Source organism: Micromonospora auratinigra (genome assembly GCF_900089595.1).
GTDB classification, from domain to species: Bacteria; Actinomycetota; Actinomycetes; order Mycobacteriales; family Micromonosporaceae; genus Micromonospora; species Micromonospora auratinigra.
Genome location: NZ_LT594323.1, coordinates 3624933 through 3638020, shown reverse-complemented (window position 1 = coordinate 3638020; position 13088 = coordinate 3624933). Strand labels below are relative to the sequence as shown.

The following is a 13088-nucleotide window of genomic DNA, read 5'->3' as shown; positions in this document are numbered from 1 at the left end:
AATCTCCTCTCGCGCCCGTTGCGAGGTTAGTACCGCCGTGCCACCTCCGACGAATCCGCACCCGAGCCCGGACACCGCACCGGGTGCGGGCCCCTCTCCGTGCGCAGCCGCACCCCCACCACCCCTGCGCCGCGGCCTTTGCTCTGCTTCAACCTGCGCAACAGTGGCCGCCCGTGAGTGTCGCGTCAGTTGGAGCAGAGCAAAGGCGGGCGAGCGGACGGGTGTGCCCGGCTCCGGGCATTTCCGGGTGGTGCGGGCGGGGCACCCGGCACCGCGGCGGGCACCCGGCGCGGCGGCCGCCGGGTCAGGTGATCTACCAGGGGTGGGGGCTGCTGCGGTGCGGCGTGGTGACCGGCGGGGCACCGCGTACCCTTGGGCATCATGAGTGCCCAGTCCACGACGCCGCGCCCGGTCGCGGCCAATTCCGTGTGGCCCCGGTTGGAGCCGCTGCTGCCCCAGGTGACCAAGCCCATCCAGTACGTCGGTGGCGAACTGGGCGCGGTGGTCAAGGACTGGGACGCCGCGGTCGTCCGCTGGGCGCTGATGTATCCCGACGCGTACGAGGTCGGCCTGCCCAACCAGGGCGTGCAGATCCTGTACGAGGTGCTCAACGAGCTGCCCGACGTGCTGGCCGAGCGGACGTACGCGGTCTGGCCGGACCTGGAGAAGCTGATGCGCGCTCACGGCGTGCCGCAGTTCACCGTCGACGCCCACCGCGCGGTGCGCGACTTCGACGTGTTCGGCGTCTCCTTCTCCACCGAGCTGGGCTACACCAACCTGCTCACCGCGATCGACCTGGCCGGCATCCCGCTGCTCGCCGCCGACCGCACCGACGCCGACCCGGTGATCGTGGCCGGCGGGCACGCCGCGTTCAACCCGGAGCCGATCGCCGACTTCGTCGACGCCGCCGTGCTCGGCGACGGCGAGGAGGCCGTCCTGGAGATCACCACGATCGTCCGGGAGTGGAAGGCCGAGGGCTGCCCGGGCGGGCGGGACGAGCTGCTGCTGCGGCTGGCCCGGACCGAGAGCGTCTACGTGCCGCGCTTCTACGACGTGGACTACCTGCCCGACGGCCGGATCCAGCGGGTGGTGCCGAACCGGGCGGACGTGCCGTTCCGGGTGCACAAGCGCACGACCATGGATCTCGACGCCTGGCCGTACCCGAAGAAGCCCCTGGTCCCGCTCGCCGAGACGGTCCACGAGCGGTACGCGGTGGAGATCTTCCGGGGCTGCACCCGCGGCTGCCGGTTCTGTCAGGCCGGCATGATCACCCGCCCGGTGCGGGAGCGCTCGATCACCACCGTCGGCCAGATGGTCAAGGAGGGGCTGGAGTTCTCCGGCTTCCACGAGGTGGGCCTGCTGTCGCTCTCCTCGGCCGACCACTCCGAGATCGGCGACATGTGCTCCGGCCTGGCCGAGCAGTACGCCGGCACGAACGTGTCGCTCTCGCTGCCGTCCACCCGGGTCGACGCGTTCAACATCGACCTGGCCCAGGAGCTGTCCCGCAACGGCCGGCGCACCGGCCTGACCTTCGCGCCCGAGGGCGGGTCGGAGCGGATCCGCAAGGTCATCAACAAGATGGTGTCGAAGGAAGACCTGATCCGCACCGTCGTCACCGCGTACACCAACGGCTGGCGGCAGGTGAAGCTCTACTTCATGTGCGGCCTGCCCACCGAGACCGACGAGGACGTCCTCGAGATCGCCGACATGGCGCACGAGGTGATCCGCGCGGGCCGGGCGGCCACCGGGTCCAAGGACATCCGCTGCACCGTCTCCATCGGCGGGTTCGTGCCGAAGCCGCACACCCCGTTCCAGTGGGCCTCGATGGCCACCCCCGAGGTGATCGACAACCGGCTCAAGCTGCTCAAGCAGGCGATCAACGCGGACCGTTCGCTGGGCCGGGCGATCGGCTTCCGCTACCACGACGGCGAGCCGTCGCTGATCGAGGGGCTGCTCTCCCGGGGCGACCGCCGGGTCGGCGCGGTGATCCGCAAGGTGTGGGAGGACGGCGGCCGGTTCGACGGCTGGAGCGAGCACTTCTCCTACCGGCGCTGGGTCGACGCCGCCACCGAGGTGCTGCCGACCTTCGGGATCGACCTCGACTGGTACACCACCCGCGAGCGCGACGAGCTGGAGGTCCTGCCCTGGGACCACCTGGACTCGGGCCTGGACAAGGACTGGCTCTGGCAGGACTGGCAGGACTCCCTCTCCGAGTACGAGCAGGACGACTGCCGGTGGACGCCGTGCTTCGACTGCGGGGTCTGCCCGTCCATGGACACCGAGATCCAGATCGGCCCGACCGGCCGCAAGCTGCTGCCGCTGACCCCGGTCACCGGGCTCAAGTTGCCGGCGGGCAACGTCTCCGCCTGACCCGTACGCACGCCCCGACGGGCCGCCACCGCACGGTGGCGGCCCGTCGTCGTCGGTGCCCGCCCGTACCCCGGAACGGGTGCCCGCGGGTTGTGCGGCACTCGCTACCCTAGGTCCACTGAGGAAGCCGTCAGTGGCGGGTCACACCGGGGGAGGAACGTGGCATGGGCTCCAGCGCCAAGCCGAACGTGGGCGATCTGAGCGTCAACGTCGAGCATCTGGACGCCGCGGTGACGTACATCGATCGTCTCCTGCAGTACCTCGACAGCGAGGTCACCCTGCACATGGAGCACGTCAACGCGCGCATGCAGAGCCCCTCGGACACCAACACCAAATCGGCGGTGCCGGGCGCCACGCCCTTCGGCGCGTTCGAGGACGCCCGGCTGCAGTGGGCGGCGCTGGGCAAGTCGACGGGGAACATGCAGGCCTCGCTGACCGTGCTCAAGCAGAAGCTCGAGGCGCTCAAGACGGGCACCCAGGACATCGCCAAGGCGTTCCGCGACACCGAGGAGCGCAACGGGGCGAACGGCAAGCAGATCGAGCGGTTGCTCGAGTCGGCGGCGCCGCCGCCCGGCTCGGCCGTGACGCCACCGGCCGTCAGCACGCCCCCCGCCTACGCCGTCCCCGACAACGCCTGAGGAGCCCGACCGTGGGAGACATGACCTGGGAGCAGTGCGTCCGTGAGGTGACGCTGGCCTCCGACCCCAAGCGGGTGGCCGAGGTGGGCGACGGGTGGCGGGGCCTGGCCGAGTCGCTGGCCAGCCTGCGCCAGTCGCTGGTGGGCCAGCAGCCGTACGGGCCGTACGTGCCGGGCCACGAGCCGACGTTCAGCGGTGGGCTCAGCGCGATGCTCGGCGACTGGCAGGGCAGCGGCGGCGACGCCTACCGCGAGCACCTCCAGGAGGTCGGCAAGCAGATCGAGGAGCTGTCCAACCACGCGAGCAACGTCCACCGGGCGCTCACCCGGATCGAGGGCGACATCCGTAAGTCGATCGCGAGCATCCCGGTGCCGCTGATGGACAACTTCGGCTGGAACGAGTGGAGCCTGCCCAACGGCACCGAGCTGGACCCGGTGGGCGACGGCTCGGACGCGGACGGCTTCCTGGCCATGCTCCGGGCCGACTACGCCCAGGACCCGTCGGCGTACGACGACCGGAAGTTCCGGGAGAAGGCCGACGACCTCGAGGCCACCATGAAGATCGACGGCAAGGCCGACGACCACAAGCGGGGCGGCTTCTGGGACACCGACAGCCACCTCGACAACTGGTACAAGGACAACACCGCCTCGGCCAACTCGGGGGCGTCCCCACTGCCGACCGCGGTGCAGGACGAACGTCCCCGGCTGCTCGTGCCGCCCCCACCCGGCGGTGTGACCCAGGACGGCTTCGAGCGGGAACACCCCAAGGGCGGCGACTTCGGCGGTGGCGGTGGCGGTGGCATCGGCGGCGGTGGTGGCGGCATCGGTGGTGGCGGTGTCGGTTCCGGCTTCTCCCCGGGCGGGGGCGGGGGCCTCTCCGGCAGCGGCTACCACCCCCCGTCGACCGGCAGCTTCCACCCGTCCACCGGCACCTCCCCGCACACCGGCGGCTCGTCGTTCCACCCGCCGTCGTCGACCGGCACGGGCTTCGACTCGTACCCGTCGTCGTCCGACCACGACTACGGCACCGGCCTGGCCGGCGCCGGCAGCCCGAGCCTCGGCGGTGGTGGCGGTGGCTACCCCGGCCTGGGCGGCGGCGGTGGTGGTCTCGCCGGCGGCCTCGGTGGCGGTGGCGGTGGTTTCGGCGGTGGCGGTGGTGGGGTCGGCTCGGTCGGCGGCATCGGCGGTGGTGGGGCCGGCGGCGCCGGGCTGATGGGCGGCGTGCCCGGGATGGTCGGCGGCGGCAACGGCAAGGTCCCCCCGATGACCAGCGCGGGCACCGCGCTGCGCAACGCGGCGGGCGCGGGTGGCGCGGGCGCGGGCCTGCGCGGCGCGGGCGGCGCGGGGATGATGGGCGGTGGCATGGGTGGTCACGGCGCCGGGCCCGGCGGCGCGGCCAGCGAGCACTCGTCGTGGTTGACTGAGGACGACGACCCCTGGGGCACCGACAGCGGGGCCGCCCCGGGCATCCTTCGTTGAGCTGGGACGGGACACAGTGAACGTGGGCAGGTTCCGGCCGGTGACGGCCGCCATCCTCGCCGCTCTGCTGGTGCTGGGGGCCGCCCGACCGGCGGCCGCCGACTCGCGCCGCCAGGAGCAGTGGTATCTCGACACCGTGAAGATCGACGCGGTCCACAAGGTCTCCACCGGCCGCGGTGTGGTGGTGGCCGTGGTGGACACCGGCGTCGAGGCCAGCCACCCGGACCTGGCCGGCCAGGTGCTCGCCGGCCTGCGCAGCGACGGCCGGCCGGGTGACGGCAGGTCGGACGACGACGGCCACGGCACCCACATGGCGGGCATCATCGCGGCGACCGGGGCGAACCGGGACGGCGTCCTGGGCATCGCGCCGGGGGTCAAGATCCTGCCGGTGAAGGCGAGCCAGGGCAAGGCCGAGCCCAGCCGGAGCGCGGTGGCGCTGGGCATCCGGCTCGCCGCCGACCGGGGCGCGAAGGTCATCAACGTCTCGTACGGTGCCCCCGGCTCGACGGCGGAGGAGGACGCGGCCGTCGCCTACGCGCTCTCCAAGGACGCCGTGGTGGTGGCCAGCGCCGGGAACACCGCCGCGGGTGACACCGAGATCACCTCGCCGGCCAGCGTCCCGGGGGTCATCGCGGTCACCGGGTACGACAAGCGGGGCGAGTTCTGGTCGGGCTCGGTGGGTGGTCCGAAGGCGGTGGTGGCCGGCCCCGGTCTGCGGGTCTTCAACACCGCCAACTCGCTGGGCGGCCAGCCCGGCTACGGCTGGGGCGACGGCACCTCCGACGCCGCGGCGGTCGTCTCCGGCGTGGCCGCGCTGATCCGGTCGAAGTACCCGGACCTCGACGCCCCGAACGTGATCAACCGGATCATCCGTACCGCCGACGACGCCGGCCCGGCCGGCCGGGACACCCACTACGGCTACGGCCGGATCGATCCGTTGCGGGCGCTCACCGCCAGCGTGCCGACGGTGTCGGCCAACCCGCTGCTGCCGAGGTCGGCCTCGGCCACGCCGGGCGGCACCGGCACCGGTACCGACAGCCGGACCGACGACCCGCTCGACCTCAGCCAGTACGACGACGGCGGCGTCACCGACCAGCAGGTGATGGTGATCGGCATCGCCATCGCCGTGGTACTGGTGATCCTGCTGGGGCTCGCGATCTTCCTGATCTGGAACCGGGTCCGGTACCGCCGCCGGGCCACCTCGGCGGCCGACATCCCGGACGAGGTGCTCGATCGGATGATCGCCGAGGGCTACGTGGACCCGTCGGACGGGGTGCCGGTGCCGGCCGGTCATCCGCCCCGACCCGGCCACCACCCGTCGGGCGCCGTACCCGGCGGCTACGGGCCGCCGCCGCAGGGCGGTCCCGCCGCCGGGTGGCCCGCCCCGCCGCAGGGCGGCCCGGGCCAGGTGCCGCCCCCGCCGTCCGGCTACGCCCCGCCCCCGGGTCAGCTGCCGCCCCCGCCCGGGGGATACGCCCCGCCGCCCGGGCAGGTGCCGCCGGGCGGGAACCGGCCCTGATCCATCGCGGCCGGCCGGATGACCCCCGGGTCACCCGGCCGGCCACCACCGTCTCCGGAGCCCCCCGGTGGCGGCCCCGCCGGGCGGTGCCGACCCGCCCGTGCCGGTCTCCTGCCGCCCCCGGCTGCGTGCCCCCGGGGGCGCTGCGCCAGGATGGGGCGGACACGCAGGCAGCACCCGAGGAGCTCACGATCGCCAGAAAGCCTCAACCCGAGGGCGGCCAGGCACCGGTCGTCCAGCGGGTCCGGATCCGGTACGCCAAGCGTGGACCCCTGCGGTTCACCTCGCACCGGGACTTCGCCCGGGCCTTCGAGCGCGCGCTGCGCCGGGCCGGCGTACCGATCGCCTTCTCCCAGGGCTTCACCCCGCACCCCAAGATCTCGTACGCCTCCGCCGCGCCGACCGGGGTCGCCAGCGAGGCCGAGTACCTGGAGATCGGCCTGCGCGAGCCGGTCGAGCCGGAGCAGCTGCGGGCCGCCCTGGACGCCGCTCTCTCACCCGGACTCGACGTGCTCGACGCGGTGGAGGCCACCGGGGGCAGCCTCGCCGACCGGATCGAGGCGTCGCACTGGCGGATCGAGCTGCCCGAGGTCGACCCGGCCGTGCTGGCCCGGGCGGTGGCCGCCTTCACCGCCGCCACGGAGGTCCAGGTGGAGCGGATGACCAAGCAGGGGCGACGCACCTTCGACGCCCGGGCGGCGGTCATCAGCATCGATGCGTCGGCGCCGGGCGAGACGCCTTTCGGGGCGACGGCCGTACCGTGTGCGATACTCGAACTGGTCGTGCGGCAGGTCACCCCGTCCGTGCGACCCGATGACGTCCTTTCCGGCCTCCGCGTGGTGGCCGACCTGGAGCCGCCGGTCTCCCCGAGGGTGATCCGGCTGGCGCAGGGCACGCTGACCGCGCAGGGCGAGATCGTCGATCCGTTGGATGCGGATCGCGACGGGGCAGCCATCGGAGAGCACTGACCGACGGTCAGCGCTCTGGCAGGCAGACTTCGGCGGTCGCGCACCTGCGCGCCCGGCGGAAACACCTTTTGCGGCAACCCTGCGTGGCAGCGCTCACCCGCGCCCGGGGCAGCCAGAACTGGAGAACGTCCATGCTCGAGAACGAGCCCGAGGGCGGCGAACGGACCGGTTCGGAACCGGCCGAGACCACCGCCACCAGCAGCGCCGAGAGCACGTCCGAGGTGACGAAGCCGGTCCGCAAGCGGACCAGCCGTCGCAAGGTCGCCCCGCTCAACCAGCCGGAGCAGACCGACGCGCCGGTCGAGGCGTCCACCGACGCGGGCACGCTCAGTGGCGAGTCGCCGCAGGCCGAGGTGTTCGCCCCGATCGCCGGTGAGCTGGAGACCCCGCCGAAGACCACCCGGCGGCGGCGCAAGGCGACCCCCGCCAAGGCGGTCGAGGAGCCGGTGGTCGCGGACGCCGTGGCGGCCGCTTCCGAGGAGGTCGTGCCGCCCGTCAAGGTGACCCGCACCCGTCGGCGCAAGGCCACCCCGCCGCCCGCCGGGACCCCGGCCGAGGAGTCGGCCACCGCAACGCCGGCCGAGGTCGTCACCGGGCCGGCCGTCGAGCCGCACGCCGTGGCCGAGCCGCAGGCGGACGCCGAGGACGCCGAGCCGGCGCTCCCGGTCGACGAGGCCGAGGAGGAGGACGCCGTCGGCGCGGACGTCGTGGACGAGCCGACCCCGGCCGACGCGACGCGGGCCGGCGCGCCGGCCCGCAGCGGCGACGTCGCGCCGGGAGCCGCCGTGCCGCCGCCCGCCGCGGAGCCGGCCGAGGCGGCCACCGAGCCCGCCCCGAGCCGACGCCGGCGGGCCGCGCTCTCCGCGCCGACCGTCCTGTTCATGGCGCCGCAGCCCGAGGAGATGCCGACCGTCCGGGTCAGCTACCCGACGGCGGAGGAGCCGGCCGAGGAGCCGACGGAGACCGGCCGGCGGCGGCGCCGGGCCCGGCGTGAGGTCGAGCCGGCCGAGCCGGTGGAGCCCGAGGTCGAGGCCGAGGAGGAGCCGACCGCCGAGGCCGAGGAGCCCGCGGAGGCCGAGGAGGAGGACGACGAGGACACCCTCGCCGCCCGCCGCCGTCGCCGGCGGGGCCGCCGCGGCCGGGGCCGGGGCAAGGGCGGTGCCGAGGAGGCCGACGACGAGGAGGCCGAGGAGGCCGTCGCGGCCGGTGCCACCGAGGAGGAGGCCGAGGCCGAGGAGCCCGCGGACGAGGACGAGGCCGAGGGCGACGGGATGACCCGCCGTCGTCGCCGTCGTCGCCGCCGGGGCGCGGGCGACGTCGAGTCCGCCACCGAGGACGGGGTGCCCACGGTCGTCAAGATCCGGGAGCCCCGCAAGCCGGTCGACGAGGTGCAGGGCGTCTCCGGTTCGACCCGGCTGGAGGCCAAGCGGCAGCGCCGCCGGGACGGTCGCGAGCAGCGGCGTACCCGGCCGCCGATCCTGAGCGAGTCGGAGTTCCTGGCCCGCCGCGAGGCGGTCGACCGGGTGATGGCGGTCCGCCAGCGCGGCGACCGGACCCAGATCGCCGTGCTCGAGGACGGCGTGCTGGTCGAGCACTACGTGACCCGCAACTCGTCCGGCACCATGGCCGGCAACGTCTACCTGGGCAAGGTGCAGAACGTGCTGCCCAGCATGGAGGCGGCCTTCGTCGACATCGGGCGCGGCCGCAACGCCGTGCTCTACGCCGGCGAGGTGAACTGGGACACCAGCGGCCTGGAGGGCCGGGCCCGCTCGATCGAGCAGGCGCTGCGCTCCGGCGACTCGGTGCTGGTGCAGGTCACCAAGGACCCGATCGGGCACAAGGGCGCCCGGCTGACCAGCCACGTGGCGCTCTCCGGCCGGCACCTGGTGTACGTGCCGAACGGCAACGCCTCCGGCATCTCCCGCAAGCTGCCGGACATCGAGCGCAAGCGGCTGCGGGACATCCTCAAGAAGCTGGTGCCGGACGGCGCCGGGGTGATCGTCCGGACCGCCGCCGAGGGGGCCAGCGAGGACGAGCTGGCCCGGGACGTCAAGCGGCTCCAGGCGCAGTGGGAGGACATCCAGGCCAAGGCGGCCGAGGGTGGCGCCCCGGTGCTGCTCTACGAGGAGCCGGACCTGGTCATCCGGGTGGTCCGGGACCTGTTCAACGAGGATTTCCGCGAGCTGGTCATCGAGGGCGAGCAGTCGTACGACATGGTCGAGTCGTACCTGTCGCACGTCTCGCCGGACCTGGTCGCCCGGCTGCGCCGGCACGCCGGCACCTCCGACGTCTTCGCCGAGTACCGGATCGACGAGCAGATCCTCAAGGGGCTGGATCGCAAGGTCTTCCTGCCCTCCGGCGGCTCGCTGGTGATCGACCGCACCGAGGCGATGACCGTCATCGACGTGAACACCGGCAAGTACACCGGCTCCGGCGGCAACCTGGAGGAGACGGTCACCCGGAACAACCTGGAGGCGGCCGAGGAGATCGTGCGCCAGCTGCGGCTGCGCGACCTCGGCGGCATCGTGGTGATCGACTTCATCGACATGGTGCTGGAGTCGAACCGGGAGCTGGTGCTGCGCCGGCTCACCGAGTGCCTCGGCCGGGACCGCACCAAGCACCAGGTCACCGAGATCACCTCGCTGGGTCTGGTGCAGATGACCCGCAAGCGGGTCGGCGCGGGCCTGCTGGAGTCGTTCAGCGAGACCTGCGAGTGCTGCAAGGGCCGCGGCCTGATCATCCACACCGAGCCGGTGCCGGAGAAGCCGCGCTCCGGCGGCGGCGCGGGGGAGAAGGTCAAGGCGGTGGCCTCGGCCGTCACCACCCCGGCCACCGAGGAGAAGGGCCGGCGGCGGGGTCGCAAGGCCGCCCCGGAGAAGCCCGCCGCGGAGGTCGCCGAGCAGCCGGCCGCCGAGGCCGCCGCCGAGCGGTCGGTGGCCGAGGTGGTCGACGACGACTACTACGACACCCAGGGCTACGACCTGTCCCGGTTCGAGACCGGGACGCCGGCCGCTCCGGCGGTCGCCGACGCGCAGCAGGGCGACTCCGCCCGGCTGGCCGCGGCGGACGACCCGGACGCGATCGGCGACGGTGAGGGCGACGACGAGGGTGCCGAGGGCGGCACCGGGCGGCGGCGCTCCCGGCGGGGCGGCGCGCGGCGGCGTACCCGGCCGTGAGGCGCTGACCAGCGCAACGTTTGACAGGGCCCCTTCCTCGGCAACAGAGTCGCCAGGGAGGGGCCCTGTCGTACCCGTCGACCCCCGGTCGGGCGGCGCGGCCCGGGACGGGAGGAGACATGCGCCAGGTGATCGCGGTCACCGCGTTGACCGGGGTCCTGCTGGCCGGCGCGGGCTGCGCGCGGCAGGGCCAGGACCCCTTCGCGGTGGGCTTCGCCTCACCCGCCCCGGCGGCCAGCTCCGTCACGCCCACCCCCACCGCCACCGGTGACCCGGGGGTCTGCGCCCGCGCCAAGCAGACCGGGTCGGCGGCGGTGCAGACGTACGTGCGCAAGCTGGCCGAGATGCTGCGGGCGGGCGCGACCGGCGACCGGAAGACCGAGCAGGCGGCCCGGCGGGACGCCGAGGCGGCCCTGGCGGGCTGGCGGGACGTGCTGCGGGAGCAGTCGGCCCGGGCCACCGACCCGCGGCTGCGTACCCTGCTGGCGGATCTGGCCACCGAGGTGGGCAAGCTCGGCACCGACGTGAAGACGATCGACGAGACGGAGTTCGACCGCCTCCAGGGGCGACTCGACGAGCTCTGTCCGGCCTGACCGGCGGCCCGGTTTGGGTGCCGGGCCTGGTATGGCGTACGCTTGCCTGCGGCGCACCTTTGGTGTGCCGAGTTCCCGCGCGCCCGCGCCGCCGGTGTCACGGCTCCCGGCGAGACGCCGTGGGAACGACCCGCCGGCAACGGTGGGAAAAGACGCCAGCAGCCTCAACGACAGGGAGTCCGCCTCCGATGTACGCGATCGTCAAGACCGGCGGCAAGCAGTACAAGGTCGCCGAGGGCGACGTGATCGAGGTCGAGAAGCTCACCGGTGCCCCCGGTGACGCGGTGAAGCTCACCGCGGTGCTCCTCGTCGACGGTGACGACCTGGTGACCGACGCGGCGAAGCTTGCCAAGGTCGCGGTGTCCGGCGAGATCGCCGCGCACACCAAGGGCCCGAAGATCCGGATCCACAAGTTCAAGAACAAGACCGGCTACCACAAGCGTCAGGGTCACCGTCAGCCGCTGACCCAGATCAAGGTGACCGGCATCTCCAACAGCGGGAAGTAGGTCGTCCTCCAATGGCTCACAAAAAGGGTGCGTCCAGCTCGCGTAACGGTCGCGATTCCGCGGCCCAGCGGCTCGGCGTGAAGCGCTTCGGTGGTCAGGTCGTCAGCGCGGGTGAGATCCTCATCCGTCAGCGTGGCACCAAGTTCCACCCCGGTGACCTGGTCGGCCGTGGCGGCGACGACACGCTGTTCGCGCTGTCGGCCGGTTCGGTGCAGTTCGGCACCAAGCGCGGTCGCAAGACCGTCAGCATCGTGCCGCAGCAGTAGTTCTCTCCCGAAGCGGGCCGCGGACCTCGTGTCCCGGCCCGCTTCGCTTTTCTCCGTGCGGGGCGGACCCCGCTGGAAGGATTGACAGCGTGACGACGTTCGTTGACCGGGTCGTCCTGCATCTGCAGGCCGGCGACGGCGGGCACGGCTGTGTCTCGATCCACCGGGAGAAGTTCAAGCCCTTCGGTGGACCGGACGGCGGCAACGGCGGGCACGGCGGCAGCGTGTCGCTGGTCGTCGACCCGCAGGTGACCACGCTGCTCGACTTCCACTACCGGCCGCACCAGAAGGCCGACAACGGCAAGGGCGGGGCCGGCTCGAACCGGGACGGCGCCAACGGCCGCGACCTGGTGATCAAGGTGCCGAACGGCACCGTGGTGCAGACCCCGTCGGGCGAGGTGCTGGCCGACCTGGTCGGCGTGGGCACCACCTTCGAGGCGGCCCGGGGCGGTCGGGGTGGCCGCGGCAACGCCGCGCTGGCCAACTCCCGGCGCAAGGCCCCCGGCTTCGCGGAGCTGGGCGAGCCCGGGGACCGGCTGGACGTCGTGCTGGAGCTGAAGAGCGTCGCCGACGTCGGCCTGGTCGGCTTCCCGTCCGCCGGCAAGTCGTCGCTGATCTCGGTGATCTCCGCGGCCAAGCCGAAGATCGCCGACTACCCGTTCACCACCCTGGTGCCGAACCTGGGCGTGGTCCGGGTGGACAACCACACCTTCACGGTCGCCGACGTGCCGGGCCTGATCCCGGGCGCGGCCCGGGGCAAGGGCCTGGGCCTGGAGTTCCTCCGGCACATCGAGCGCTGCGCCGTGCTGGTGCACGTGGTCGACACCGCCACCCTGGAGCCGGGGCGCGACCCGCTGGCCGACATCGACACCCTCGAGGCCGAGCTGGCCGAGTACGGCGGTCTCACCGACCGGCCCCGGCTGGTCGCGCTGAACAAGATCGACGTGCCGGACGGGCGCGACCTCGCCGAGATCGTCCGGGCCGACCTCCAGGAGCGCGGGTTCCGCGTGTTCGAGGTCTCCACCGCCACCCGCGAAGGGCTCAAGGAGCTCACGTACGCGATGGCCGAGCTGGTCGAGCAGGCCCGCGCGGCGGTGCCGCCGGCCGAGCCGACCCGGATCGTGCTGCGTCCGAAGGCGGTCGACGACGCCGGCTTCACCATCACGGCCGAGGAGGACGGTTCGTTCACCGTCCGGGGCGGCCGGCCGGAGCGCTGGGTCAAGCAGACGAACTTCGACAACGACGAGGCGGTGGGCTTCCTGGCCGACCGGCTGGCCCGCCTCGGCGTCGAGGAGAAGCTGGCCAAGGCCGGCGCCCAGGCCGGTGACCTGGTCCGCATCGGCGACCGGGAGTTCGACTGGCAGCCCACCCTGTACGCCGGGGCGGACTTCGTGCCCGGCAACCGGGGCACCGACGTCCGGCTGGAGGAGAAGTCGAGCCGGGCCAACGCGGCCGAGCGGCTGGCCGCCCGCAAGGCGCGCCGGCGGCGTCCGGAGGACGAGCTGGAGTCCGGCGTGGCCGACGAGGCCGACATCGAGGCCGACGACGACGAGGACTGGGACTAGGCTCCCGGC

The 13088-nt window shown here is 73.5% G+C and carries 10 protein-coding genes; all 10 read left to right on the top strand.

What is annotated here, in order from left to right:
- Positions 1-381: 381 nt before the first annotated feature.
- The 10 genes from GA0070611_RS16110 to obgE all read left to right on the top strand — a co-directional run bounded on the left by GA0070611_RS16110 (position 382) and on the right by obgE (position 13079).
- Positions 382-2370 (top strand): TIGR03960 family B12-binding radical SAM protein, encoded by a 1989-nt coding sequence (locus GA0070611_RS16110; protein WP_091664990.1) that lies wholly within the window; start codon positions 382-384, stop codon positions 2368-2370.
- A gap of 164 nt (positions 2371-2534) precedes the next feature.
- The gene (locus tag GA0070611_RS16105) at positions 2535-3008 is read left to right on the top strand and encodes a hypothetical protein (protein ID WP_091664988.1); all 474 of its coding nucleotides are present in this window, start codon (positions 2535-2537) and stop codon (positions 3006-3008) included.
- A 20-nt stretch (positions 3009-3028) separates the two neighbouring features.
- On the top strand, positions 3029-4486 hold the full coding sequence (locus GA0070611_RS31330) for an ADP-dependent glucokinase/phosphofructokinase (RefSeq protein WP_231921142.1): 1458 nt from the start codon (positions 3029-3031) through the stop codon (positions 4484-4486).
- Between the two features lie 40 nt (positions 4487-4526).
- The gene (gene mycP, locus GA0070611_RS16080) at positions 4527-6005 is read left to right on the top strand and encodes a type VII secretion-associated serine protease mycosin (protein WP_231921141.1); all 1479 of its coding nucleotides are present in this window, start codon (positions 4527-4529) and stop codon (positions 6003-6005) included.
- 248 nt (positions 6006-6253) lie between these two features.
- Entirely contained in the window at positions 6254-6973 is a 720-nt protein-coding gene (locus tag GA0070611_RS16075) for a TIGR03936 family radical SAM-associated protein (protein ID WP_091673001.1), read from the top strand.
- A 131-nt stretch (positions 6974-7104) separates the two neighbouring features.
- Positions 7105-10149, top strand: coding sequence for an Rne/Rng family ribonuclease (locus tag GA0070611_RS16070; RefSeq protein ID WP_091664978.1), 3045 nt, complete (start codon positions 7105-7107; stop codon positions 10147-10149).
- Between the two features lie 119 nt (positions 10150-10268).
- Positions 10269-10742 carry a hypothetical protein gene (locus tag GA0070611_RS16065; RefSeq protein WP_091664976.1) on the top strand — a complete coding sequence of 158 codons (474 nt, stop codon included), beginning with the start codon at positions 10269-10271 and terminating at the stop codon, positions 10740-10742.
- A gap of 188 nt (positions 10743-10930) precedes the next feature.
- Positions 10931-11248, top strand: coding sequence for a 50S ribosomal protein L21 (gene rplU / locus GA0070611_RS16060; protein ID WP_091072401.1), 318 nt, complete (start codon positions 10931-10933; stop codon positions 11246-11248).
- An 11-nt stretch (positions 11249-11259) separates the two neighbouring features.
- Positions 11260-11514 (top strand): 50S ribosomal protein L27, encoded by a 255-nt coding sequence (gene rpmA / locus GA0070611_RS16055; RefSeq protein ID WP_091072397.1) that lies wholly within the window; start codon positions 11260-11262, stop codon positions 11512-11514.
- Positions 11515-11603: 89 nt separating this feature from the next.
- Positions 11604-13079, top strand: coding sequence for a GTPase ObgE (gene obgE / locus GA0070611_RS16050; RefSeq protein ID WP_091664973.1), 1476 nt, complete (start codon positions 11604-11606; stop codon positions 13077-13079).
- The last annotated feature ends 9 nt before the right edge of the window (positions 13080-13088 follow it).